The 24,876-nt window shown below is 56.0% G+C and carries 27 protein-coding genes, 1 tRNA gene and 1 riboswitch; of the genes, 23 read left to right on the forward strand and 5 right to left on the reverse strand.

All coding sequences use genetic code 11. The features are described from left to right. Positions 1-13: 13 nt before the first annotated feature. Positions 14-904 (forward strand): tRNA (adenosine(37)-N6)-dimethylallyltransferase MiaA, encoded by an 891-nt coding sequence (gene miaA, locus FHW17_RS08390; protein ID WP_227988045.1) that lies wholly within the window; start codon positions 14-16, stop codon positions 902-904. On the opposite strand, the gene FHW17_RS08395 is transcribed toward miaA, so the two are convergent. Beyond that, the gene (locus tag FHW17_RS08395) at positions 901-2,748 is read right to left on the reverse strand and encodes an ATP-binding protein (protein WP_246706758.1); all 1,848 of its coding nucleotides are present in this window, start codon (positions 2,746-2,748) and stop codon (positions 901-903) included. The genes miaA and FHW17_RS08395 overlap by 4 nt on opposite strands. Positions 2,749-3,151: 403 nt before the next feature. Between FHW17_RS08395 and FHW17_RS08400 the strand changes: the two genes are divergently transcribed. The 3 genes from FHW17_RS08400 (at position 3,152) to FHW17_RS08410 (ending at position 6,257) form a co-directional block, all read left to right on the forward strand. Continuing rightward, on the forward strand, positions 3,152-4,957 hold the full coding sequence (locus FHW17_RS08400) for an acetolactate synthase 3 large subunit (RefSeq protein ID WP_112527542.1): 1,806 nt from the start codon (positions 3,152-3,154) through the stop codon (positions 4,955-4,957). Positions 4,958-4,978: 21 nt separating this feature from the next. Continuing rightward, complete coding sequence (ilvN, locus tag FHW17_RS08405) at positions 4,979-5,551, forward strand: acetolactate synthase small subunit (protein WP_091877790.1); 573 nt, start codon at positions 4,979-4,981, stop codon at positions 5,549-5,551. A 112-nt stretch (positions 5,552-5,663) separates the two neighbouring features. Beyond that, a complete protein-coding gene (locus FHW17_RS08410) occupies positions 5,664-6,257 on the forward strand; it encodes a LysE family translocator (RefSeq protein WP_112527540.1) in 594 nt (197 codons plus the stop codon). A 4-nt stretch (positions 6,258-6,261) separates the two neighbouring features. On the opposite strand, the gene FHW17_RS08415 is transcribed toward FHW17_RS08410, so the two are convergent. Next, the gene (locus FHW17_RS08415) at positions 6,262-6,738 is read right to left on the reverse strand and encodes a DUF2269 domain-containing protein (RefSeq protein WP_112527538.1); all 477 of its coding nucleotides are present in this window, start codon (positions 6,736-6,738) and stop codon (positions 6,262-6,264) included. Positions 6,739-6,741: 3 nt separating this feature from the next. Then, positions 6,742-8,040: an SDR family oxidoreductase gene (locus tag FHW17_RS08420; RefSeq protein WP_182509597.1), complete on the reverse strand. Its 1,299-nt coding sequence runs from the start codon at positions 8,038-8,040 to the stop codon at positions 6,742-6,744. Between the two features lie 79 nt (positions 8,041-8,119). Between FHW17_RS08420 and nthA the strand changes: the two genes are divergently transcribed. The 7 genes from nthA to FHW17_RS25180 all read left to right on the forward strand — a co-directional run bounded on the left by nthA (position 8,120) and on the right by FHW17_RS25180 (position 12,552). Next, positions 8,120-8,740: a nitrile hydratase subunit alpha gene (nthA, locus tag FHW17_RS08425; protein WP_112527534.1), complete on the forward strand. Its 621-nt coding sequence runs from the start codon at positions 8,120-8,122 to the stop codon at positions 8,738-8,740. After that, on the forward strand, positions 8,737-9,396 hold the full coding sequence (gene nthB, locus FHW17_RS08430) for a nitrile hydratase subunit beta (protein ID WP_112527532.1): 660 nt from the start codon (positions 8,737-8,739) through the stop codon (positions 9,394-9,396). The genes nthA and nthB overlap by 4 nt, the downstream gene beginning before the upstream one ends. Further along, positions 9,383-9,745 carry a nitrile hydratase accessory protein gene (locus FHW17_RS08435; RefSeq protein WP_227988047.1) on the forward strand — a complete coding sequence of 121 codons (363 nt, stop codon included), beginning with the start codon at positions 9,383-9,385 and terminating at the stop codon, positions 9,743-9,745. The genes nthB and FHW17_RS08435 overlap by 14 nt, the downstream gene beginning before the upstream one ends. Before the next feature lies 1 nt (position 9,746). Continuing rightward, positions 9,747-10,193, forward strand: coding sequence for a hypothetical protein (locus FHW17_RS08440; RefSeq protein WP_112527528.1), 447 nt, complete (start codon positions 9,747-9,749; stop codon positions 10,191-10,193). Between the two features lie 61 nt (positions 10,194-10,254). Further along, positions 10,255-11,382, forward strand: a complete 1,128-nt coding sequence (locus tag FHW17_RS08445; protein WP_112527526.1) for an ATP-dependent RecD-like DNA helicase — start codon at positions 10,255-10,257, stop codon at positions 11,380-11,382. Positions 11,383-11,402: 20 nt separating this feature from the next. Next, positions 11,403-11,804, forward strand: coding sequence for a GNAT family N-acetyltransferase (locus FHW17_RS08450; RefSeq protein WP_112527524.1), 402 nt, complete (start codon positions 11,403-11,405; stop codon positions 11,802-11,804). A gap of 79 nt (positions 11,805-11,883) precedes the next feature. Continuing rightward, on the forward strand, positions 11,884-12,552 hold the full coding sequence (locus tag FHW17_RS25180) for a DUF930 domain-containing protein (protein ID WP_227988266.1): 669 nt from the start codon (positions 11,884-11,886) through the stop codon (positions 12,550-12,552). On the opposite strand, the gene tenA is transcribed toward FHW17_RS25180, so the two are convergent. Beyond that, positions 12,546-13,247 carry a thiaminase II gene (gene tenA, locus FHW17_RS08460; RefSeq protein ID WP_112527522.1) on the reverse strand — a complete coding sequence of 234 codons (702 nt, stop codon included), beginning with the start codon at positions 13,245-13,247 and terminating at the stop codon, positions 12,546-12,548. The genes FHW17_RS25180 and tenA overlap by 7 nt on opposite strands. Positions 13,248-13,378: 131 nt before the next feature. Between tenA and FHW17_RS08465 the strand changes: the two genes are divergently transcribed. The 5 genes from FHW17_RS08465 to ilvC all read left to right on the forward strand — a co-directional run bounded on the left by FHW17_RS08465 (position 13,379) and on the right by ilvC (position 19,295). After that, the gene (locus tag FHW17_RS08465; RefSeq protein WP_112527582.1) at positions 13,379-14,119 is read left to right on the forward strand and encodes a pyridoxine 5'-phosphate synthase; all 741 of its coding nucleotides are present in this window, start codon (positions 13,379-13,381) and stop codon (positions 14,117-14,119) included. A gap of 142 nt (positions 14,120-14,261) precedes the next feature. After that, a complete protein-coding gene (locus FHW17_RS08470) occupies positions 14,262-16,187 on the forward strand; it encodes a potassium transporter Kup (protein WP_112527520.1) in 1,926 nt (641 codons plus the stop codon). A 48-nt stretch (positions 16,188-16,235) separates the two neighbouring features. Then, positions 16,236-17,519: an NAD(P)/FAD-dependent oxidoreductase gene (locus tag FHW17_RS08475; RefSeq protein WP_246706778.1), complete on the forward strand. Its 1,284-nt coding sequence runs from the start codon at positions 16,236-16,238 to the stop codon at positions 17,517-17,519. A 77-nt stretch (positions 17,520-17,596) separates the two neighbouring features. Next, the gene (locus tag FHW17_RS08480; RefSeq protein ID WP_112527580.1) at positions 17,597-18,241 is read left to right on the forward strand and encodes a TetR/AcrR family transcriptional regulator C-terminal domain-containing protein; all 645 of its coding nucleotides are present in this window, start codon (positions 17,597-17,599) and stop codon (positions 18,239-18,241) included. A gap of 34 nt (positions 18,242-18,275) precedes the next feature. Further along, positions 18,276-19,295, forward strand: a complete 1,020-nt coding sequence (ilvC, locus tag FHW17_RS08485) for a ketol-acid reductoisomerase (protein ID WP_112527516.1) — start codon at positions 18,276-18,278, stop codon at positions 19,293-19,295. 52 nt (positions 19,296-19,347) lie between these two features. Here ilvC and FHW17_RS08490 read toward each other — a convergent pair whose 3' ends face one another. After that, the gene (locus FHW17_RS08490; protein ID WP_246706760.1) at positions 19,348-19,689 is read right to left on the reverse strand and encodes a BA14K family protein; all 342 of its coding nucleotides are present in this window, start codon (positions 19,687-19,689) and stop codon (positions 19,348-19,350) included. A gap of 173 nt (positions 19,690-19,862) precedes the next feature. Here FHW17_RS08490 and FHW17_RS08495 point away from each other — a divergent pair, with 173 nt between their 5' ends. The 7 genes from FHW17_RS08495 to FHW17_RS08525 all read left to right on the forward strand — a co-directional run bounded on the left by FHW17_RS08495 (position 19,863) and on the right by FHW17_RS08525 (position 24,624). Then, positions 19,863-20,978 (forward strand): endonuclease/exonuclease/phosphatase family protein, encoded by a 1,116-nt coding sequence (locus FHW17_RS08495; protein WP_112527512.1) that lies wholly within the window; start codon positions 19,863-19,865, stop codon positions 20,976-20,978. Between the two features lie 3 nt (positions 20,979-20,981). Then, the gene (locus tag FHW17_RS08500; RefSeq protein WP_112527510.1) at positions 20,982-21,692 is read left to right on the forward strand and encodes an NUDIX hydrolase; all 711 of its coding nucleotides are present in this window, start codon (positions 20,982-20,984) and stop codon (positions 21,690-21,692) included. A gap of 88 nt (positions 21,693-21,780) precedes the next feature. Then, positions 21,781-22,698 (forward strand): PhzF family phenazine biosynthesis protein, encoded by a 918-nt coding sequence (locus FHW17_RS08505; protein WP_112527508.1) that lies wholly within the window; start codon positions 21,781-21,783, stop codon positions 22,696-22,698. Positions 22,699-22,801: 103 nt separating this feature from the next. After that, positions 22,802-22,877, forward strand: a tRNA-Lys gene (locus FHW17_RS08510). A 79-nt stretch (positions 22,878-22,956) separates the two neighbouring features. Continuing rightward, positions 22,957-23,301 carry a RidA family protein gene (locus tag FHW17_RS08515; RefSeq protein ID WP_091877774.1) on the forward strand — a complete coding sequence of 115 codons (345 nt, stop codon included), beginning with the start codon at positions 22,957-22,959 and terminating at the stop codon, positions 23,299-23,301. A 249-nt stretch (positions 23,302-23,550) separates the two neighbouring features. Continuing rightward, entirely contained in the window at positions 23,551-23,826 is a 276-nt protein-coding gene (gene rpsU / locus FHW17_RS08520) for a 30S ribosomal protein S21 (RefSeq protein WP_091877773.1), read from the forward strand. 228 nt (positions 23,827-24,054) lie between these two features. Continuing rightward, positions 24,055-24,624: an NAD(P)H-dependent oxidoreductase gene (locus tag FHW17_RS08525; RefSeq protein ID WP_112527506.1), complete on the forward strand. Its 570-nt coding sequence runs from the start codon at positions 24,055-24,057 to the stop codon at positions 24,622-24,624. Between the two features lie 90 nt (positions 24,625-24,714). Continuing rightward, positions 24,715-24,831: riboswitch (TPP riboswitch) on the forward strand. Positions 24,832-24,876 lie beyond the last annotated feature (45 nt).

Raw genomic sequence — 24,876 nt, forward strand, 5'->3', positions numbered from 1 at the left:
TTGGATGATTGGTGTGACAAGAAGACAGACAATCCTGATAGCCGGACCAACGGCAAGCGGCAAGTCGGCATTGGCGCTGCGATTGGCCAAAGAGGTTGATGGCTGGATCGTCAACGCCGATTCCATGCAGGTCTATGATGTGCTTGATGTGCTGACAGCGCGGCCGGGCCCGGATGATCTGCGTGAAGCACCGCATTTTCTCTATGGCCACGTTGCGCCGTCCGTTGCCTATTCCACCGGGCGCTGGTTTGCCGATGTGGAACATTTTTTGAAGACCGAGGCCGCTGGTGATCGTCCGCTGATCTTTGTCGGCGGCACGGGGCTTTATTTCCGGGCACTGCTCGGCGGTCTCTCAGCCATGCCGGATATCCCGGATACAATCAGGGCTTACTGGCGTGAACAGGATGCGAAAGCTGGGGCGGCACAGCTTCACGCTGTTCTAGAAGAGAAAGACCCGCAGGCGGCGGCGATTTTGCGCCCGACCGACAGCCAGCGCATTGTCCGCGCATTGGAGGTGATCGATGCGTCAGGGCGTTCGATTGTCGATTGGCAAAAGGAAACCGGCACGCCTTTGATCGATGCTGTTTCTGCCCGCAAGATCGTCATCGACCCGGATCGCGCCTGGCTTGGCGAACGGATCGCGATGCGCTTTCAGGCGATGATAGAAAAGGGTGCGGTTGAAGAGGTCGAAGCCTTGCTGGCGCTTGGTCTTTCAACTGATCTTCCCGCCATGCGTGCCATCGGGGTGAGTGAGATTACGCAAATGCTGGACGGTGCGATCAGCCCCGCGCGAGCCGCTGAATTGTCGACCATTGCGACACGGCAATATGCCAAACGGCAAATGACCTGGTTCCGCAATCAGTTGGGTGATGACTGGGAGCGGATCGCCTATCCCCAGACTTAAGTTTTATCGCTGCGGAAACTACGGATGAGGTCGCTGGCGCGCAAACCCTCCGTCTCTGATCGCGCTGGCTTGCGTGGTTCCTCGATGATCGGAACGCTCACGGCCTCGGCTGCCCGCCATTGGGTTCTGATCGGGTCGCGCTGAATCGGCGTTGCGGGCCGCTGTACCATGGCAGGTTTTTCGAAGGCGCTAAAATTGCCCGATGTGTCATCCCCCGTGGTGTTATCGGCTGTGTTCAGCTGGCGCATGCGATTGAGGATCATATCCAGCGAGACGTGGCTGTCACCGGAGCGAACGGCCTCCTGCTGTTGTGTCATGTGGGCGGCGGGCAGATGTTCAGGCGCAATGGTTTCAAACATCATGCGCATGGGCGTTGGCACCGCTTCACCGAAGGCAATCGCCTCACGATTGGCGATGGATGACAGGAAACCCACAGTGCTCTGCGATGCGCCGCTGATTGCGCCGCGAATGATTTCCTGATCGCGCTCATTGCCGAGCCGCATGGCGAAAACCGTGCTGCACTGCGAAAGGATTGTCGAGTCAAGCTCGCCGGGACGCTGGGTGATAACAGCGAGGTAAACGCCGTATTTGCGGCCTTCCTTGGCGATGCGGGCGATGGCTTGGCGTGTCGGCCAGAAACCGGCGGAGGTATCGGCGGGGATGTAGCGGTGTGCTTCCTCGCAGACCACGAGTGTCTGCACATTGCCATCACTGGAGACGGCAAGGTCAAAGGCCATGCGGCACAGAACCGACGCGACGGAATTCACCACTTCGGCGGGCAATCCCGCCAACTGGAAAACACAGATGGGCCGGTCATTCTTGGGTACGCGAAAAATATGGCCAAGTGTCTGGCGCATCGTATCAAGCGTCGTGGGCGCCGAGAACATGAAGCGATAGCGTGGATCGGCGATCAATGCCTGCAACCGATAGCGCAGCGCTTTCAGGGTCGGGCGATCAGTCTTGCCATCCAGCTGGCCAATACGCTCGTCCAGCAGTTTGATCAGGTCAGCCATGCGATAGGGCACAGGTGTGTCCGCAGTCATCGAAGCGGAGTCGCGCTCTCTTTTCAACAGGGAAGACGCCGGGGCGGATTCCGTATTGGCAAAGCGTTCTTTGGCAAGCGGGATCAGATCGCGCAGAATGTCGATTTCAGCCGTGATCGACGGGCGTCCGCGAAATACGGCTTCGCCGAATTCTTCAAGCCGGAACATCCAGTAAGGCAGGTCAAAGGTGCTGTAATCAATGGAAATGGCAAGATCAGGAAAAGCGCTGGCAAACTCATTATGCGGATCAAGGATGAGCACGCGCAAATCCGGGCGCTGTGAGATGATTTTCCGCAGGAGGAGCGTCACCGCGCTGGATTTGCCGACGCCGGTACTGCCAAGCACGGCGAAATGCCGCGAAATCAGGCTGTCGATTGAGATCAGCGCAGGGATGTCGGCATTTTGTGAGAGATGGCCAATGGATACAGTGTTTTTCAGGGATGTCGTGTAGATCGTGGCGAGGTCAGCCGCGCGGATACGGTGCGCTATGGCGCCCATATGCGGATAGGTCTTGATGCCGCTGGAAAAGCGCAGCTTTCCGTCGTCATGCGTGTCGACCTGACCGACAAGCTCGACATGGATGTGGATGCTTTGATCAACATCCTGTTTCCATTCGGCATTGGGCAGATCGACCTTGTAGACAAGACCGACCACGCGGCTGCCGGCAACCTGAATGGAGATGAGCTGGCCGACGGACCAGTAATCCTCCGATGCGGTGATTGATGGTCCTGTTATGGCGTGGATGCTGGCCTTATCGCCATTGCACTCGATGACATGACCATCGGTCCGGTTGCGAACCATTGGTCTTTCCTGTGCGGAGGGCAGGGCTTCGGCGCTCATTGGTGGTGATTAATCCCGGAACTTGGCAGCGAGATTGAACTTTAGTCGTAAGGCATTGAGAATATCTTAGCGATGAATTTCGCATTTGAAGGATGTTGCGCCAAAGCTGCCCTTTGTTTGCAAACATTTCAAATTCCTCAATTTTGCCGTTGACGGATAGAATTTGCTTAATTATCGTCCGCGACCATGAAAACAGTTCTTATCGTCGTGGGACCGCGCATGGGCAGGGTGTTGTAAGCACCCGGCGGAAGCTCCCATGCGCGAAACACAGGCTCCTTCGGGGGCTTTTTTTATTTCCAAACCTTACGCAAACGAAAACACCTTCTGGAAGGCTTCAGGCCGCAGAGTACACGGGAAGAGACCGATGACCGCAGACAAGCAGGATAGTGACAACCACACATCGCAACGACGGGAGATGACCGGGGCCGAAATGGTCATTCAGGCACTCATCGATCAGGGCGTGACGGATATTTTCGGTTATCCGGGTGGTGCGGTCCTTCCCATTTATGACGAACTGCACCAGCAGGACAAAATCAATCACGTTCTGGTTCGCCACGAGCAGGGCGCGGGCCATGCGGCTGAGGGCTATGCCCGTTCGACCGGCAAGGTCGGCGTTATGCTGGTCACATCAGGCCCCGGCGCCACCAATGCGGTGACGCCATTGCAGGATGCACTGATGGACTCGATCCCGCTGGTCTGCATCAGCGGTCAGGTTCCAACCACCCTCATCGGTTCGGATGCGTTTCAGGAATGCGACACAATCGGCATCACGCGCCCCTGCACCAAGCACAACTGGCTGGTGAAGGACGTCAATGATCTGGCGCGCGTTCTGCACGAAGCCTTCCACGTTGCGCGCACGGGCCGTCCGGGTCCGGTTCTCGTTGATGTTCCCAAGGATGTCCAATTTGCCACCGGCTTCTATACACCGCCGGAAACATCGCCGCGCACCAGCTATCGTCCGAAAGTCGAGGGCGATATCGAGGCGATCAAGCAGGCTGTTGCATTGATGGCAACCGCCAAGCGCCCGGTCATCTATTCCGGCGGCGGTGTTATCAATTCCGGTCCGCAGGCCAGCCAGTTGCTGCGTGAACTGGTTGAATTGACCAATTTCCCGATTACCTCAACCCTGATGGGCCTCGGTGCTTATCCGGCATCCGGCAAGAACTGGTTGGGCATGCTGGGTATGCACGGCACCTATGAAGCGAATATGACCATGCATGATTGCGATGTCATGGTTTGCATCGGCGCGCGGTTCGATGACCGTATCACCGGCCGTCTCAACGGCTTCTCGCCCAATTCAAAGAAAATTCACATCGATATTGATCCGTCCTCGATCAACAAGGCGGTTCGCGTTGATGTTCCCGTTATCGGTGACGTTGGCCGGGTTCTTGAAGATATGGTTCGCCTGTGGCGTGCCTCGTCGGAACGCCCTGACAAGAAGGCGATGGGTGAATGGTGGTCGCAGATCGATAAATGGCGCGGGCGCAAATCACTGTCCTATACCCACAACAAGGACGTGATCATGCCGCAATATGCCTTGGAGCGGCTCTATGAGCTGACCAAGGATCGCGACACCTTCATCACCACGGAAGTTGGCCAGCACCAGATGTGGGCGGCGCAGTTTTATGGCTTTGAAAAACCAAACCGCTGGATGACGTCAGGTGGTCTCGGCACCATGGGTTACGGTCTGCCGGCGGCATTGGGTGTGCAGATTGCCCATCCGAATTCGTTGGTTATCGATATTGCCGGAGATGCTTCGGTGCAGATGACCATGCAGGAGATGAGCGCGGCGGTGCAATATGAAGCGCCGATCAAGATTTTCATCCTGAACAACCAGTATATGGGCATGGTCCGCCAGTGGCAGCAATTGCTGCATGGCAACCGCCTGTCGCATTCCTATACGGAAGCTCTGCCGGATTTCGTCAAATTGGCGGAAGCCTATGGCGGCCATGGCATTCGCTGCGAAAAACCTGATCAGCTGGATGATGCCATTCAGGAAATGATTGATGTCAAAAAGCCTGTTCTGTTCGATTGCCGCGTGGCCAATCTGGCAAACTGCTTCCCGATGATTCCATCCGGCAAGGCACATAATGAGATGCTTCTGCCCGATGAAGCCACCGATGAAGCCGTTGCCAATGCTATCGATGCCAAAGGTCGGCAGCTCGTTTAAGAAACCGGAGAGAAGAACCAAATGAACGCTCAAAATCTAGCCTCCGGCTCGGCATATTTCATTGCCAAGGAGACAGAACTACCGATCACCACCGTCCTATCGGTTCTCGTTGACAACGAACCGGGTGTGCTTGCCCGGGTGATCGGCCTGTTTTCCGGGCGTGGCTATAACATTGAAAGCCTCACCGTTTCGGAAACCGAGCATGAACAGCATCTGTCACGCATCACCATCGTGACGCGCGGCACGCCGCATGTGCTTGATCAGATCCGCCACCAGCTGGAACGCATCGTTCCGGTTCACCGGGTGGTTGATCTTTCCGTGCGTGCCGATGAGCTTGGAAATGACAAGCCGATCCAGCGCGAATTGGCGCTGGTCAAGGTCGCGGGTCTTGGCGAGAACCGCAATGAGGCGCTGCGCCTTGCCGATGCATTCCATGCCAAGGTGGCCGATGCCACGACGGAACATTTCATCTTCGAAATAACAGGCAAGGGTTCAAAGCTCGACCAGTTCATCGCCATCATGAAGCCGCTTGGCCTCGTGGAGATTTGCCGGACCGGTGTCGCCGCCATGAACCGCGGCCCGCAGGGCATGTAAGCTTCAGCCATCAATCTTGTCAGGGATATGCAATTGTCTCCCTGACAAGATTGCGATTGAGCCGCACCTGCCAGACGCCTAAGTCTTCTCCACCCATCAGGTCTGGTTTGTCATGTCCCTTGAAATCTTTTTCACATTGCTGGTCTTTGCCTTTGTTACGTCGATTACACCGGGCCCGAACAATCTGATGTTGCTGGCCTCCGGTGTGAATTTCGGCTTCAAGCGCACCATTCCGCATATGTTTGGCATTGGCAGCGGGTTTTTCACGCTGCTGATCGGCGTCGGGCTAGGCCTTGGCGCGCTGATCCAGACCATCCCGCTTGTCTATACGATCTTGAAATTCGCAGGTGGCGCTTACCTTGTCTATCTCGCCTACAAGATCGCCACATCCCGTTCGCTGGGCGCTGTGGATGGCAAGGCACGGCCGATGACATTCATGGAGGCGGCGGCGTTCCAGTGGATCAATCCCAAGGCATGGGTGATGGCGGTAACAGCCATGGCCACCTATACCGCGCCGCAAACCTACTACCTTACGGTTCTGATCGTCGGCATCGCTTTCGCGGTGGTGAATATCCCGTCAGTGTCGAGCTGGGCTATATTCGGCCAGTTCATGCGCGGCTGGTTGTCTGATCCCGTGCGACTGAAATGGTTCAATATTTCAATGGCTGCCTTGCTGATTGCCAGCCTCTGGCCGATGCTGAAATAGAGCTTTACCAGCTGAGATCAGGTTTGGTGAGCATCAGCCAGAAAATGGCAATGACTGCGGCAAATGCGGGAAACCCGCAAACAAACCAGATGTTGTAGAGCTTATAGTAGCGGGTGGGCAGTTCAGTCCCGCTTGCCACTGCTTCCGTGGCGATGTCGCGCAACTGAATCTGTATCCAGACCACCGGCAGCCAGAAAAGACCGATAAGGACATAGAGGCCCAGTGACAAGGCAATCCACGGTGTGTCCAGTGGCCATCCAATGGATTTTGCCAGAAGATAACCGCTGATCGGTTGTAGAATGACCGCCGAGGCTGTGAAAACCGTATCGGCGAGAACGACAATGCTCGCAACATGGCTGATAATTGCCGCATTGCGCGTCCTGTGCGCCATGACCATGAAGAATGCGATGCCTGAGCCGGTGCCGAATAGAACGGTTGCGCCGATGACATGGATGAGACGGAGAATATCCTGATACAGCATTTTCTAGCACTCGTTGAATATGGCGAGGCAGGCCAGAGTGAGAACCATTGAAGGGATCACTTTTACATAAGGTCCGAGAGGATCAAGCCAGAGAATAGGGGCGAGCAGCGTTCCCGCCAGAAGATAGGCAGCACTAAGAAGCAACATTCCCAGCATGGCCTTGATAGCGTGTCGCCTGAACAGGATGAATACGCCGAGAAAGATGTCGGCAAGACTGGTGATCACCGTGAGCAATTCGGCGCCCAAAGGACCGAAGCCGGGCACAAGATTGCCAGCCGCCGCCGCAAAACTCCACAAGCTCAGTACACCGGACGTTATCCAGAAAAGGGAGAGGGTGAGGATGATCAATGGTTTCAGCAGGTAAAGCCGCGCAAACCAGAGGTCCTGTGCGCCGGCCGTATGTCTGGACAACGTTTCCGTCAGTGTGAGGAGTTCTGGTCGTGCAGCCGAAGCCCCAGCTTTTTCGATGTCACCGGAGACGACACCGTCCATCATGATTGCTATAGCAGTCGAGCGCAGGGGAGAGCGCCAGCCGAGGTGGCCAGCGAGGTCAGCGGCAAGGGCCATCAGGTTTGCCGCTATTTCTGGCAGGCGCAGAACAGGAGCGGGCTTCAGCCCCAGCCACGCCCGATGTGCCGCCACCACCTCAGCCAAGGTATGGGGCTCGGGTGCAACAAGCGCAAAATCTGAACCCGGCGTGATCTTTCCTTCGATACTGGCGAGGACGGTTTCGCTTACATCATCCAAAGCAACAAATTCCACCGGATGGTCATGAAATATCAGAGGCGTGAAGCAGGGAAACGAAGCCAGAGCCCGGATAAGGGCTGAACCGCCATTTGCATTACGGCCAATGACGAGAGCAGGCCGTAAGATCACATATGGTAGAGTTGATTGTTTGAGAGCGGTGTCGGCAAAACGCTTGGTGGCAATGAATGGCAGGTGCGCGCCACTTTTTTCGGTTTCTGCGGAAATCTGCACGATGAGTTTGATGGAAACCCGCTGAGCCGCCTGATAGAGCGCGAGCATGGCACTTTGCTGGACGGCTGTCACATCGTCCCGGGCACTGTTTTGCAGAGCACCCGCACAATTGACGATAGAATCCATCCCGCTGATCACGGCAAGCCACGCATCCGATTGCAGTAGTTTGCCGATATCAACAGATTGCCATTCGATTTCCGGCAGGCGTTGGCGCGCCTCCTCGATGCTTCGCCCGATGCCGGTAACAGAATGGCCGTTCATGGCCAGCTTTTGGCACACGGCCTGTCCGATGAAACCATTACCGCCAAGTACAAGTATTTTCATGAAGCTATCCCGGATACCGGCGCAAATTAAGCCTGCCGATCTGCTTGATGAGTGAGCGCGGCGGCATTAGAGTTAACTCATGCCACACCATCACGATGATCACCACCACGATAATGAACTTGATCCCATGGCTGCGCGGGTGCGGGCATTGGAGACAATCCTCACCGAAAAAGGGCTCGTTGATCCCAAGGCTATCGATGCCATTGTCGAGACCTATGAGACCAAGGTCGGGCCGCGTAACGGCGCGCGTGTGGTGGCGAAGGCGTGGGTTGATCCTGAGTTCAATGACTGGTTGAAGCGTGATGCAACTGCAGCTATTGGATCGCTTAGTTATACGGGCCGTCAGGGCGAACATATGCAGGCAGTGTTCAACACGGACGAAACCCACAACCTTGTCGTGTGTACGCTCTGTTCCTGCTATCCGTGGTCGGTGCTGGGCCTGCCGCCTGTCTGGTATAAATCGCCGCCTTACCGGTCACGCGCCGTTATCGATCCGCGCGGTGTATTGGCAGAATTTGATCTGGTTTTGCCAGAGGCGACCAGTATTCGGGTGTGGGATTCGACTGCCGAACTGCGCTATCTGGTGATACCGCTTCGCCCCGAAGGCACGGAAGGCTGGAGCGAAGAGCAGTTGGCCGAACTGGTGACGCGCGATTCGATGATCGGTACCGGTTTGGCGCGTGTTCCGGAGGTTGCATGAACGGACCACAGGATCTTGGCGGGCAGATGGGCTTTGGTCCGGTCAATCCGGAGAGGGATGAGCCGTATTTCCATGCCGCATGGGAAAAGCGGGCTCTTGGTCTGACACTGGCCGCCGGAGCCATGGGCCATTGGAACATTGATGAGAGCCGTCACGCGCGGGAAAGCCTGCATCCGGCGGATTACTATTCATCCAGCTATTATGAAATCTGGACAAAGGCGCTGGAAATATTGCTCAAGCGCCACGGATTTGTAACCGATGCTGAATTGAAGGACGGGCATTCGCTCGGCAAGGGTACTGAGCCCAAGCGCACGCTGAAAGCTGAAAATGTAGCGGCTGTTCTGGCAAAGGGTGGTCCCTGTAATCGACTGGTTGAGGCAGCGCCACGCTTTCAGGCCGGGGACCGTGTGAAGACGCGCAATTTCAATCCCGAAACACATACCCGACTGCCGCGCTATGCCCGCGGGAAAATCGGTATTGTGGAGGCAGTGCGGGGCGGTTTTGTTTTTCCTGACAGCAATGCCCATGGTGAGGGCGAGAACCCGCAATATGTCTATACGGTCGTGTTCAAGGCGGCCGAGATCTGGGGCGAGGACGCCGATCCGACGCTGACCGTCAGCATTGATGCCTGGGAGAGCTATTTTGAGCTTGCGTGATCTGATTGCGCATTCGCAGGGTTTGGGCGACGGGATCGATGCGCCTGTTTTTGCCGAACCGTGGCAGGCAGAAGCCTTTGCCATGGTGCTCGCATTGCATGAGCAAGGCTTGTTCGGCTGGGATGAATGGGCGCAGGCGCTATCGGCAGAATTGAAGCGTCCGGGCGCGCTCGATGATGGCAGTGATTATTATCATTGCTGGGTTGCCGCGCTGGAATCGCTGATCGCTGCAAAAAACGTGACAAATTCCAATGATATTGATCATTTGGCTGCTGCGTGGCAGCGTGCTGCCCATGCTACCCCGCATGGCCAGCCGATCCGGCTGGAAAACGATCCGGAAAGGTCTTGAGATGCATGGAACTTCGACAGTTCGCCGTGCAGCGATTGTGTTGATGCTATTTGCGATTGGCAATTATGCCGCGCCGGTGCGCGCGCAGGATGCTTCCTGGCCGGTGACATCGGAAGAGGACCTGCGCAAGGTCATCACAGGAGCAACCATCACTGGTGAAGTCAAAGCGCAGCCGCCATTCAATTTTACCGAGTTTCTGGGACCCGACGGCAAATCGCGCGGCAAGTTGATCGAATGCTGCAAGCCGGACAAGGTTTTGACCAACGGCATGTCCTATGCCGGTGAATGGACGCTGGAGAAAGACACGCTCTGCCTGCTTTATGAAGGCGAGGAGCAGAAGGTTTGCTGGTATCTGCAAGTGAAGGGCGACCAGTTCCGTATCCGGGACACGAAAACCGGGGCGTCCGGCGAGGGTAAAATCCGGCCCGGAAACGCGGATAATCTATAGTATAAGACGCGTTTGTCCCATTTTCCTTGCCCTTTGAGGGCGAATCCTGTCAGTCAGGGCGATGCAATTATCACCACAACAGGATGAGGCGCTTGGCGCTGTTTCCAAATGGCTGAAAGACGGGCGCAGCCCGATTTTTCGGCTTTTCGGCTATGCCGGTACAGGCAAGACGACGCTTGCCCGCTATTTTGCCGAACATATCGATGGCGACGTCCAGTTTGCCGCCTTCACCGGCAAGGCGGCACAGGTTCTGCGCTCGAAAGGCGCTTCCAATGCACGGACGCTGCATTCATTGATCTATCGCCCGCGCGGCGAAGAGGCAGTCGAAGATGAGACGACAGGTAAGACCAGTATTGCGCCGACCTTTTCGCTCAACCGGCAAAGCCCTGTCTCCAAGGCAAAACTTATTGTTGTCGATGAATGCTCCATGGTCGATGAGCAGCTTGGCCGCGACCTGATGAGTTTCGGCACGCCCATTCTGGTGCTGGGTGATCCCGGCCAGTTGCCGCCGATTTCAGGTGGCGGCTTCTTTACCGAGCATGAGCCGGATTTCCTGCTCAGTGAAATTCACCGGCAGGCGCGCGACAACCCGATCCTGCGTCTCGCGCTTGATGTGCGCGAGGGGCGCGAATTCGGCTATGGGGATTTCGGTGCGGCCAAGGTCATTTCCAAGAATGATGTGACGCAGGATCTGGTGCTCGGCGCTGATCAGGTTCTGGTTGGCACGAACCGCACACGCCGCCGCTATAATCAGCGTTTGCGCGAACTCAAGGGCTTTTCCGCATCGTTCCCGCAGGCGGGTGACAAGCTGGTTTGCCTGCGCAACGATCCGGCCAAGGGGCTGCTCAACGGCTCGCTGTGGAAGGTCATGACTTCATCGCGCGAAACGGTGAAGCCCGGCATCAATCTGCTGGTTGCGCCTGAGGATGAAGAACCGGGCCGGGGCGTTGCCAAGATCAAGCTGCTGAAAGCACAGTTTGAAGACCCTGATACCGAAATTCCGTGGCAAACCAAGAAGCGCTATGACGATTTCGACTATGGTTATGCGCTGACGACCCACAAGGCGCAGGGCTCGCAATGGAACGACGTGGTTCTGTTCGATGAAAGTTTTGCCTTCCGGGATACGCGTGATCGCTGGCTTTATACGGCCATCACCCGCGCGGCGGAACGGCTGACCATAGTGAGGTAGAGAGCTTGTCCGGGGGCGAAATGAATATGCAGTGGATCGACCGGATCGAAGGCAGCCACCGGCAGGAGCTGTTTGCCCTTTATAAGAATGAATGGTGGACCAAGAACAGGCAATACGATGATGTCGTGCGGATGCTTGAGCATTGCGACATCATTATTGGCTGCTGTGTCGAGGGCAAGCTGATCGGCTTTGCCCGTGTCCTGACTGATTATGTTTACAAGGCGATGATCTTCGACGTGATTGTTGATGCAAAATTCCGCGGGACGGGGTTGGGCCAAAAGATCATGGATCGCATCAAAGGCCATGAAAAGCTGAAATCCATGGCGAGCTTTGAGCTTTACTGCCCGGATCGCCTTATCCCGTTTTATGAAAAAATGGGTTTTGCAACGGGTACGTCCTCTCTGTTGCGCCATCAGCCATAGCTGGCCGCAGTTGCGTTCGCCGAAAGAGCATGTCTTTGTTTCCGGGTGAATGGCCGGGAGACAGACGTCATTGAGCTTGGTGGCGGGAGAGAATTTTGCACATGCGCCTTTGCGGGAGGCAAGCACCGGCGGCGTCATTGTCTCCGCGCTGCTGCATCTTCTGCTGGTGCTCGCGCTGATTGCTCTGGCCAGACCGTTCCGTTTCGATGCGCCGATGGAAGAGGTTGTTGATCTTCAACTCGTACCGGCTCCACCTGCCGAGACAAAACCCGCCATTGCTGAAACGCCGCTCCAGCCATCAGCACCACCGGTAGAGCCCCGTCAGGAAACAGCACCCACCCCTGCAGCGCCACAGCAGCCCGCCATGCAGAAGGCGACAACGATGTTGTCAGCGGGCGTTTTGGCCGATCCTCGCAGCAGACAGACACGCGAGGCGCTTCCAACACTGGAGCTTGGCACGCGGCTTGAGCAGATTTGCAATCTTGAAGCCATGGCGCAGGTGGCAAAGTGGGACAAGACCTATCGACCGGACCGGGTTGTCGCCTATGCCATGGCCAATACGAAGGTCAAATCTGGCGTCATCACTGCGACAGGTGCAGCGCTGCGCAGCGGAGGAAATTGGTACAATCTCACATTCAATTGCGGGATTTTGCCGGAAACGGAGCAGGTCCAGTCTTTTGAATTTGCGCTGGGAAAGCCCATTCCCCGTGAGGAATGGGCCGAGCATGGTCTTTCACCGGTTCATTGATTGATCAATCCGCCGCGCATTCCCATGGACCAGAACCCTGCTTCCAGCCGGGTTGCCGTGCGGAAACGCCGGTTGAGTGTCTTCCATCGCCCTGAACTATCGGGCGACGGGCCAAGGCGGGTGCGAACGCTGCTTTCGATCAGTTGCCCGACCGCATGGCAGACATCCTGATATTCCTTGCCCGCATAGGTATCGATCCATTGCTGGTAGGGATTGCCTTTCGGCGAGATGGCGGCGAGGCGGGTACCGATTTCGCCATAACCCATCACGCAGGGCGCGAGAGCCGCTATCAGATCAAGGAAATCACCGGATAGTCCGGCATCGATAACATAGCGGGTATAAGAGAGATTTTCAGCCTCTTCTTCGGTCTCAAGCAGGGCCTCGCGGGAAATTCCCGCCTTTGCGCATATCTCGATATGCACAGGCATTTCATGATTGACCAATGCGTTGACGGTTGCAGAAGCCAGTTCCAGTTCCGCATGGCTTTCTGCCTTCAGCACCGCCATTCCCCAAGCCCGCGAGAAATGGAATAGAAAAATGTAATCCTGAACCAGATAATGCAGAAATGCCTTCTCGGGCAGCGAACCACTGCCAAGGCCGCGTACGAAAGCGTGGTCGACATAGGCGGACCAGTCAGTGGCTGCGTTTTCGCGCCACCGCGCAAAAATCGGCGAAGAAAAATCAGATCGGCTCATAAAACTGATACTCTTTACGGGCAAGAAATTGCGGGGTGACGACCATCTTGGGCTATGGTTCAGATTCCAATGTTTTATGTTCTCTTTCTGCGCTAAAGATCAAGGCAACACCTTCTGCAATGGAATCCGGCATGACAGCTTCCCTTTCCGTGAACCTCAATGCAATTGCCATGTTGCGCAATCGGCGCGACCTGCCTTGGCCCAGCGTTATCGGGCTCGGACGTGTGGCGCTGGCGGGTGGAGCGGGTGGGCTGACCGTGCATCCGCGACCGGATGAACGGCATATCCGCTTCTCTGACCTGCCGGAGATTCGCGCCCTGATTGATGATGAATTCCCACAGGCAGAGTTCAACATCGAGGGTTATCCGACGGCGGAATTCCTTGATCTCATCGCCAGGAACGAGCCTGAACAGGTCACGCTGGTTCCCGATGATCCTGATCAATCGACCTCTGACCATGGCTGGGATTTGAAAAAACACGGCGACTTCCTGCGCCCCATCATTCAGAAACTAAAGCACCAGTCGAGCCGTGTGTCGCTGTTCATTGATCCTGATGTGGAAGCGCCAGCGCTGGCCAAGGCGCTCGGTGCGGATCGTGTTGAACTCTATACGGGCCCTTATGGCGGTGCGCATGACGATCCGCGCCGCGAAGCACTGGAACTGGACAAACTCGCAAGAGTTGCAGAAGCGGCTGAGAGGGTGGGCATTGCTGTTAATGCCGGGCATGATCTGACGGTCGCCAATTTGCCTGCGCTTGTTAAAAAAGTGCCGAATCTGGTGGAAGTTTCGATCGGTCATGGCCTGACAGCCGATGCTTTGACGCACGGCATGTCGCGTGCTGTGGAAAGATTCATGAATGCGCTTCAGGCGTAGTGCCTTGATTCGCGTGCGAGATTTGCGTTGCCATGCGTTTTTGCATAACGTGGGATGACAGCTATGTTAAAATGGCGATTGATATTGCGGTGCAACACGACTAACTCGTCCGCCCACGCTGTCAGAGCGAGGGAAAACCTGTATGAGTGACCAGCAAATTGGCGACGAGAACGATTCGAACGGCACCGTCGCCTATGAACCGGAACCGCATCACAAAGAAGCATTTCCGGTTCTGGTGCTTGGTGCCCTCGGCGTTGTCTATGGCGACATCGGGACGAGCCCGATCTATGCCTTTCGCGAAGCTTTGCACGCAGCGTCAATGGATGGATTTCTGAGCAGGACCGATATTCTCGGTGTTGTCTCCATGATCTTCTGGGCGCTGACCCTGATCGTCACCATCAAATATGTTTTTTTCGTGCTACGCGCCGACAATGACGGCGAGGGCGGTATTCTTTCTTTGATGGCGCTGGCGCGGTCCAGTTTCAAATCCCGGCCACAGCTTATTCTGGGTCTGGGTATTGTCGGTGCGTCGCTGTTTTACGGTGACGCCGTGATTACGCCAGCCATTTCGGTGCTCTCGGCGGTTGAAGGTCTCGAGATTGTTACCCCGGCGCTGGAACCGTTTATCGTTCCCATTACGCTGGTTATTCTGCTGACGCTATTTTCGGTCCAGCGCTTTGGTACTGCCCGTGTCGCCACGATCTTCGGCCCGATTACGCTTTTGTGGTTTCTTGCCATTGGCTTCTTTGGCGCATGGCATTTGTTTGACGATCTGAGCGTGTTTGCTGCCGCCAATCCCTATTATGCGGTGGAATACATCATCCAGAATCCGGCCACGGCCTTCCCGACTATCGGTACGGTGTTTCTGGCTGTGACCGGTGCCGAGGCTCTCTATGCCGATCTTGGACATTTTGGTCGCAAGCCCATTGCCACAGCGTGGGTCTGGGTCGTCTTCCCCTGTCTTCTCCTAAACTATTTCGGGCAGGGCGCATTCATTCTGGCAAATGCCGATTCGGCCAAGAATCCGTTCTTCGAAATGTTCCCGCATTGGGCACTGCTGCCAATGGTGCTTCTTGCCACCGCGGCTACCGTTATCGCCAGTCAGGCGGTTATCTCGGGCGCGTATTCCCTGTCGCGTCAGGCCGTGCAGCTCAATCTTCTGCCGCGCCTTAACATTGAGCATACCTCGGAGAAGCAATCGGGGCAGGTCTATCTGCCACGCGTCAACATGCTGCTTGGCCTTGTGGTTATCCTACTTGTGCTCGGCTTTGAGCGTTCAACTAATCTTGCTTCCGCATACGGCATTGCTGTGACAGGCAATATGCTGGTCACGACCATCCTGCTTTTCATCGTCATGACGCGCATCTGGAAGTGGCGCCTTTGGGTGGCGATCAGCCTGACTGTCTGCTTCATGATTATTGACCTGACTTTTGTCAGCGCCAACCTGATCAAGGTTGTCGATGGCGGCTGGGCATCTCTCGTCGTGGCGTTCCTGATCATTCTGGTGATGTTCACATGGGTGCGCGGCAGCCGTCAGCTGTTTGAGAAAACCCGTAAGGGCGAAGTGCCGCTTGATCTTATCTCGAAGAAAATGGCGCAGAACCCGCCGCCGCTGGTGCCGGGAACCGCTGTTTTCCTGACAGGCGATCCAAAGAGCACGCCGACTGCCCTGATGCACAGCCTGAAACATTATAAGGTGCTGCATCAGAACAATGTGATCCTGACCGTCATCACCGCGCCATCGCCGCTCGTCAAAAAGAGCGAGCGGGTCAAGATCGAACCCATCAACGATCTCTTCATGCGCGTCACGCTGACCTTCGGCTACATGGAGCGCCCGAACATCCCGCGCACACTGGCGATTTGCCGCAAGCAGGGCTGGAAGTTCGATATCATGACAACGTCGTTCTTCCTGTCACGCCGCTCGCTCAAGGCATCGGCCCGCTCGGAAATGCCGCATTGGCAGGATCGGCTGTTCATTGCACTGGCGCGCACCGCCAGCGATGCCACCGAGTATTTCCAGATCCCGACCGGCCGTGTGGTTGAGATCGGAACGCAGGTGAATATCTAACACCTGATGAGACGCGATGCCGGGTTGAAAGACCCGCATCGCCTCTGTATGCCCGTACCAGCAAAGGGGCGGGTCAGATTGAAAAAGCAGCAGATTGCCATTGTTGGTGCAGGCCCCGCAGGACTTGCCGCCGCGCTTTATCTTCATCGTGCCGGGCATGAGGTAAAACTTCTCGAACGCTTTTCGACACCGTCGCCCTTGGGGTCTGGTCTCATTCTCCAGCCGACCGGCTTGACCGTGCTTGATGATCTCGGGCTTTTTGACCGTATTTCATTGCTGGGCAACCGGATTGACCGGCTCTATGGCGCTGATGCCCTGTCGGGGCGTCCGGTGCTTGATGTCCGCTACTCCGCGCTGAAAGGCGGGCGCTATGGTGTTGCCGTACACCGCGCTGCGCTGTTCGATGTGCTCTATCAGGCCGTCTTGCGGGAAGGGATTGATATCCAGACCAATGTCGATGCGATAACAATGCAAACCGGCCATGGCCGCGCGTGGCTTATGACCAATACCGGCCGCAGTATTGGGACGTTCGATCTAGTTGTTGATGCCAGCGGGTCGCGCTCGAAACTCAAGCAATATGCCTTCAATCCGTCGGAGCCAAAACCTCTGACCTATGGCGCCTATTGGGTATCGCTCAAATGGCACGGCGAAGGTTTTGATGCGCGCTCCCTGTTGCAGCGCTACCGCAAGGCAGGTGTCGTGATCGGCATTCTGCCAATCGGCAGGACAGATGCGGCTGGTGACGATATGGCCGCCTTCTTCTGGAGTACAAAACCCGATGAGGCGGACAGTCTGCGTGCTGCGGGAATAGCAGGCTGGAAAGATCGCGTGTTCGCGCTCTGGCCTGAATGTTCTGTCTATCTCAATCAGATCAATGGTTTCGACGATATGACGCTGGCGCGTTATGGCCACCACACATTGTCTATGCCCGTTGGCCGTCATCTGGCTGTTATCGGCGATGCCGCCCATTCCACCAGCCCGCAGCTGGGGCAGGGTGCCAATATGGCGCTATTGGATGCACGGGCGCTCGCCCATGCCCTGATGACGTCCACCGAGCTTGATGCGGCTCTGTCTGCCTATGCTGCGTCCCGCCGGATGCATGTGCGCGGTTTTCAGGCGCTGTCGCGGGCTTTCACACCGTTTTACCAGTCGGATTCAACCGCGCTGCCTTTCGCGCGTGATTGGATTGTGCCAACCGTGGCGCGTATTCCGCCAGCACCACAACTTCTGGCATCGATGGTATCGGGTACTCTTATCGACCCATTCAGGCCAATCGGCTTGCGCGAAAAGATCTGGAACCAGAATTCTTTTTCATCCCCACTTGCCAAATGATTTTCATCGAACTAGAACCGAACCGTAACGTACGGTACGGCAAAAGAAGCCGTGAAAATTGATTGGAAGAACGCCTCGTGCAATCCGTAACAGAAGCCAGTGACAGCCCTTTGACAGAACGTCAGCGCGACGTTCTTGATGCGGCGCTTGGTCTTCTCGTGGAGGCGGGTGATACGCTGACAATGACGAGCGTGGCGCGCCGTGCCAGCTGTTCCAAGGAAACCCTCTACAAATGGTTTGGCGACAGGGATGGGCTGCTAACGGCGACTGTCCAGTGGCAGGCGTCAAAAGTACGCGGTATTCCCGCCAAACGTGATGGGCTTGATCTGATATCGCTGACAAGCGGGCTTGAGCGCTTTGCTTCGGACTGGTTGCGGGTGCTTTCGGGCAAGATTTCCGTGGCGCTCAACCGCATCGCCGTCAGCCATGCGGGCAGCGACAAGCGCGATCTTGGCGCGATCGTTCTCGAAAATGGTCCCTTCGCCATGGCGCGTCGTCTGATGCCACTGCTCGAGGTCGGGCGTGAGGCTGGCCTGCTGGCCTTTGACAATACGGAAGAAGCATTTCGCACTTTTTTCGGACTGGTTGTCCGGGATGTGCAAATCCGGTTGCTGCTTGGCGATCGGTTCGAGTTGACTGATGTGGCAATCGACGGCGAGGCCCGGCGCGCGACACAGCAGTTTTTTGCTCTTTATGGAGCTTATACCAACGGGGCCGGTTAAGGCCGCTGTACGCAACGCTGAAGGGAAGAAATCAATGCGCGTATATTATGACCGCGATGCAGACATCAACCTGATCAAATCGAAGAAGGTTGCCATTATCGGATACGGTTCGCAGGGCCGCGCCCATGCGCTGAACCTGAAGGACTCCGGTGCCAAGGACGTGCGCATTGCCCTGCGTCCGGGTTCAGCAACCGCCAAGAAAGCGGAAGCCGATGGCTTCCAGGTCGTCAGCGTTGCTGAAGCTGCAAAATGGGCCGACCTGATGATGATGGCGACCCCTGACGAATTGCAGGCCGACATCTACAAGGATCACATTGCCGACAATATCCGTGACGGCTCTGCGATTGCTTTCGCCCATGGCCTTAATGTGCATTTCGGCCTGATCGAGCCAAAGAAGACCGTTGACGTTGTCATGATCGCGCCAAAGGGCCCCGGCCATACGGTTCGCGGCGAATACCAGAAAGGCGGCGGCGTTCCTTGCCTCATCGCCATCCATCAGGATGCATCGGGCAATGCCCATGATCTCGCTCTCTCCTACGCTTGCGGCGTTGGCGGCGGCCGTTCGGGTGTTATCGAAACCAATTTCCGTGAAGAGTGCGAAACCGATCTGTTCGGCGAGCAGGTTGTTCTGTGCGGCGGTCTGGTTGAACTGATCCGCGCCGGTTTCGAAACGCTGGTTGAAGGCGGCTATGCGCCTGAAATGGCCTATTTCGAGTGCCTGCACGAAGTAAAGCTCATCGTCGATCTGATCTATGAAGGCGGCATCGCCAACATGAACTACTCGATCTCCAACACTGCTGAATGGGGCGAGTATGTTTCCGGCCCACGCATCATCACTGCCGAGACAAAGGCCGAGATGAAGCGCGTATTGACCGACATCCAGACCGGCAAGTTCACATCCGACTGGATGCAGGAATACAAGGCTGGCGCATCGCGCTTCAAGGCTATCCGCCGCAACAACGACAAGCACCAGATTGAAGAAGTCGGTGAAAAGCTGCGTGGCATGATGCCTTGGATCGGCAGCAACAAGCTGGTTGATAAAGCCAAGAACTAAGCTTTTCGAAGCTGCATAAAAATGGGCCGGTAGAGCAATCTACCGGCCTTTTTCATTGCAGCGTACAGGTGCGGCGTGGGCCGCTGCGCGGCTGATAGGTATTGTCAAAGGCGCGGTAGGATTGATAGCGGTCCTGACAATTCTGCGCCTGTGTGCGCGTGGGCGGCGAGATAATCGGCCGGCTCCAGCGGAAGTCATTGCAGCGTGCCGTTCCTGTGCAACCGGGGCTGGCAAGGGCCGAGTTGTCATTGCCAAGCACCAGTGGCGTTCTTGGAACGACATCATTGCCGCGCGGCGCCGGGCGATATGGCTGCACCTGTGCCGACGCAACACCGATACCAACCGTCAGGACAAGACCAAGGGTGGTGAGGGCTGTAAACAGGCTTTTCATCATCATCGTATCCGTATTGTTTCGCCTTTTATATAGGCCTTCATGCGGCGCATCGCTACCGCCCAAGCGGAAAACGTTCGGGTAACGGTTTCGGCACTGGTTGTGATGCACCAATCAGGCTAGGCTTGGCGTAACGTCCTGCTTCTACCATTGGTTTCATAATTCAGGGTATTTGAATGTCCGTACGCATCGCCACGTTCAATGTCGAAAATCTGATGAACAGGTTCGATTTCTCAGGCTTCAAGAACAATCTGAACAAGGACCGGACGCTTCAGCTCTTCCAGATCAATAATGAGGAACAATACCGGCAACTGGAGCAGGGACGGGCCATTGCCCATGCGGATGATACGCGGCAGCTCACCGCATTGGCGATTGCCGAAACCCATGCGGATATTCTGTGCCTGCAGGAAGTCGACAATATCGGCGCACTGAATGCCTTCGAGTTCGGCTATCTGTTCAAGATGGTGGGCGAGGGCTACCGGCACAAATATATGCTTGAAGGCAATGACATGCGCGGCATCGATGTTGCCGTGCTGATGCGCGACCAGACACGGCATGGCGAGCCTATCGAATTCATCGAAATGACCAGCCACGCCCATGTTACCTATAATGATTTCGGTCTTTATAACGCCGACCTTGCGGCGCTTGGCCTTGAGCCGCATGAACGCATTTTCAAACGCGACTGTCTGGAGATCGACGTGCGGATCGGTGGACGGCCGCTGACATTGTTTGTCAGCCATTTCAAATCCATGGGGCCGCCGCGCAATGGTCTTGACGGGCGCACGGCGTCCATGCCCGTTCGTATGGCCGAGGCAAGGGCGGTGCGGCGGATCATTGAGAACCGGTTTGCTGGTAGTGGTGGCCCGGCGGACAAGCATTGGGTGATCTGCGGTGATTTCAATGATTATCGTGAGCGGGTGATTATCGGCGGCGATTCCATGGGTGGATATACGTTTGAGCCGGTGCGTGAAGCAGCGAGCAGTGTTGACGTGCTTCTGGAAGGTGGTTTTTGCGAAAATCTGGTAGAGCGCCGACCGGTGATGGATCGCTGGACGCTGTATCACACGCGCGGGCCAGAGGAGCGTCATCTGTGCCAATTGGATTACATACTGGCTTCTCCGGCGCTTGCGCGAACCAATAGCGACGCGGTTCCCGATATTATCAGGCGCGGCCAGCCGTATCGCACGATTTTCCCGCCCGACCAGAAGGTCGAGATGTTTCCGCGTATTGGCTGGGATCGCCCCAAGGCGAGCGATCATTGCCCTGTTGCCGTAACTTTTGATGTTGTCTGACTGATGCTCAATATACCGGAAGAAACCGTCACGCCGATCAGGCAAACCATTGTGCGTGTGGAGGAGGGACCGCTTGCCTATGCGGTTCAGCATCATGATGCGATAGGGGCAAACTGGGCTCAAGAACGTGCGGTGAACCCGGCATTGTTTGACGGATCGTTTTTTATGGCCGAACAGGCTGGGGTTGAGGATGGTATTTTCCGCGCAACCTATAAACGCACCAGCTTTGCCACGATGCTGCATTGGAAGCGCAATGTGGCGGGTGAAAAGCCGTGGCATATATTCAGCGTCGGCGTCATTGTCTCCAGTGACAACAGGCTGATTGCTGGCCAAATGGGTGCGACGACTTCGGCTGCGGGGCGTGTTTATTTCCCGGCTGGCTCGTTTGATATCGATGATCTGGTCGGCGATCGGGTGGATTTCGATGGCAATGCCCAGCGCGAAGTGGCCGAAGAAACCGGACTTGATCTTTCCGGGGCCGCGCGGCGTGATGATATGGCCTATCTGGTGCGGGTTGATCGCAGTATCGCAGTTTTCCGGCGCTATTATTTTACCCGGACGGCGGATGAGTTGCTTGCCTCCATCCGTAAAACCATCGCCGCACAGGCTGATCCGGAGCTTGATGATATCTGTGCCATCTCTGCGGCGGGCGAAATGGGCGAGGCAACACCGCGCACGTTCAGCACATTTGCCGATTGGCACTTTACAGCCTAGCTGGACTGGAATGTCACCGTCACAAGGTTTAACTTGATCCGCTCCCTCCAGTCTCTACTTTTGCCAGAGGTTCGACGAGGAGCACCACATGAGCGGCAGGCGCTATCAGGTTTATGATGTTTTCACCGACAAGGTTCTGACGGGTAATCCGCTGGCTGTCGTCCACGATTCCGCTGGCCTTGACGATGGGACCATGCAGAAGATTGCCCAGGAGTTCAATTTCTCCGAGACGGTTTTTGTCCTGCCTGCCCAGAATCCCGCCCATACGGCACGAATCCGGATTTTCACACCCGAATATGAAATGCCTTTTGCGGGTCATCCGACTGTGGGCTCTGCCATTGCTCTGGCGCAGGTTCGTTTCCCCGATGTTTCGGATGATCAGGAAGCGCTGATCATTCTGGAAGAGCAGATTGGTCCGGTTCGCTGCGGTGTCAAATTGACCAGCCACGGTGCCTTTGCTGAATTTGATCTTCCCAAATTGCCGGAACCGCTGCCCTATGAGTATGACAAGATAGCCCTTGCGAGGGCCTTGGGTCTGGAGCCAAAGGAAATTGGCTTCGAGAATCACGTTCCAACCATCTGGGACGCTGGCGTGCCCTATCTTCTCGTGCCGGTGCATGGGCTGGCCGCGGCTGGCCGCATTCGAATCGATCAGGCAGCCATGAAGAAGGCGGCCCCGACAATCGGTCAACGCCAGCTTCCAGCCTATGTCTATTGCCGAGAGACCACGCTGCATGACAGTCATTTTCACGCGCGGATGTTCGTGAGCGGCGATGGTACCTATGAGGACCCGGCGACAGGGTCTGCTACTGCTGCTTTCGCCGGTGCCATCCATAACTTTGACGAACCGCTCGATGGTTTACTGCGCCTCTGGCTGGAACAGGGGCAGGAAATGGGCCGTCCATCACGGTTGCGGCTGGAACTGGATATTGCCGATCAGAGGCTTGTGGGCGGGCGTATCGGCGGTTCTGCGGTCAAGACGGCAGAGGGGCAGCTTTTCGTTTAAGCGACTTATTGTTCAAAGCTGACATAAAGTTTTCATGAAGGGCTGGACAGTCCGGATTTGGCCCGTTATAGAGCCCCCACCTTCGGTCGTCACAACGGCTGACGGGCACATAGCTCAGTTGGTAGAGCAGCTGACTCTTAATCAGCGGGTCGTAGGTTCGATCCCTACTGTGCCCACCAATTCTTTGAAAAAAGGGCCGTATGGCCCTTTTTTCTTATACACGTCCGTCTATCCCCAAACTGCTAGAGGAGACTCTCCATGAGCATTCGTCGTATTGAAGTCGGTCCACGCATGAGCCAGGCCGTTATCCATGGCAACACGGTTTATCTCGCAGGTCAGGTAGGCACACCCGGCAAGAGCGTTACCGAGCAGACCAAGGATGTTCTGGCTTCGGTTGACCGTTTGTTGAAGGAAGCTGGTTCTGACAAGTCCAAGCTCCTGCAGGCTATCATCTGGATGGCCGACATGAAGGACTTTGCCGAGATGAACGCGGTTTGGGATGCGTGGGTCGATCCGGCCAACACACCTGCACGCGCCACCGGCGAAGCCAAGCTGGCGACACCTGATTACAAGGTCGAAATCATCATCACTGCTGCGATCTGATTCTTTACAGAAATCTGCCCGATAGGGTGGTGAAGCAGAATAATAAGTTCATCCCGGCGGAAATATTGTATTTTGCTGGGATGAAATGAAGTGCGCGCCGGTAAATCTGCTCCGATGCACTGGATTTTTGGCGCGGGAATGAATAAAGTCCGCGCTTCTCGTGATTGCCACTGTGGTAATTCATCAAACGCTTGTCTGATTGTGGCTTATAGGTTCGCAAGACGAGACAAGCATGGGTAAGGAAAACGATTGCAAGTTCTCGTCCGTGATAACAATGTTGAACAGGCCCTTCGGGTTCTGAAGAAGAAGATGCAGCGCGAAGGTCTCTTTCGCGAAATGAAGGCGCGCCAGGCTTTTGAAAAGCCATCCGAGCGCCGTGTCCGTGAAAAAGCTGAAGCCGTCAGCCGCGCCCGCAAGGCAGCGCGCAAGCAGGCACAGCGTGAAGGTCTGCTTCCTGGTCCGAAGAAGAAGGAACGGGTTGCCCGTCCCGGCGCCGCTTCAAACGATTTCAGCAATAACCGATAATCATCAATGACCGGAGCTTTCCGGTCCTTGTAAAACGCGACAGAACCCGCACGGTCACGCCGTAGCGGGTTTCGTTTTGTGTTCGTTCCGCCCACTTTGCGGCACGACGCTCTAAGTCATTCGTTCACATCGATATGACCCGGTTTCGAAAAAGTGCCTCCTTGTGCGTTCCTGCATGGCGCGCCTATTCATGGGGCCTACCGTTCAAAGCCCTATGGAGACGTCTCAATGGCACCTAAGCTCAATATCGTCCAAGTCAGCACCCGTCCGGGCCGCGCCGGGCCACCGGTTGCAAAATGGTTCCATGATTTCGTCAAGCAGGATGGCCAGTTTGAGCCAGTGTTGATTGATCTGGCTGATCTCAACCTGCCAATCTTCGATGAACCGAACCATCCGCGCGCTCGGAAATACGAACATGCCCACACCAAAAATTGGAGCACGCTGATCGAAGCCGGTGATGCGGTTGTGTTCGTTACGCCCGAATATGACTATTTTGCTCCGCCATCGCTCACCAATGCAATCATCTATCTCTGGCAGGAATGGAACTATAAGCCTGTTGGTTTCGTCAGCTATGGCGGCATGTCGGGCGGGTTGCGCTCGGTCGAATCGGTCAAAGGGCTGCTTGCCGGTTTGCGCACGGTTCCGATCCCAGAGGGTGTTGCCATTCCCGCTTTTCAGCAGTTCATCAACGACGAAGGCGAATTTCAGGCCAACGAACTGGTTGTGACAAGCGCCAATACGATGATTGGCGAATTGCTCAAGTGGAGCAACGCCTTGAAGCCTCTGCGCGCTTCCTGATCCATCGCGGCCCCGAGGCTTTGCCGGGGTGCCACAGCTTCAAGTTTTCCTGATCCGCTTGACAAATGGCGGATCGGGGTTTCAATTCAAGACATTCACCAGGGGGGTCCCGACAAGGGGCTGAGATTCTGCTGGCTTTCGCAGCGCAGTGACCCGTTGAACCTGATCCAGTTCATACTGGCGTAGGGACGGTGCGAAAGTCATGCGAGTCAGCCTCGGCACATAATCCGTATCTGGATTCGCAATCTCTTT

Origin of the sequence: Phyllobacterium sp. P30BS-XVII, assembly GCF_014138335.1 — a bacterium.
Taxonomy (GTDB): Bacteria; Pseudomonadota; Alphaproteobacteria; order Rhizobiales; family Rhizobiaceae; genus Phyllobacterium; species Phyllobacterium meliloti.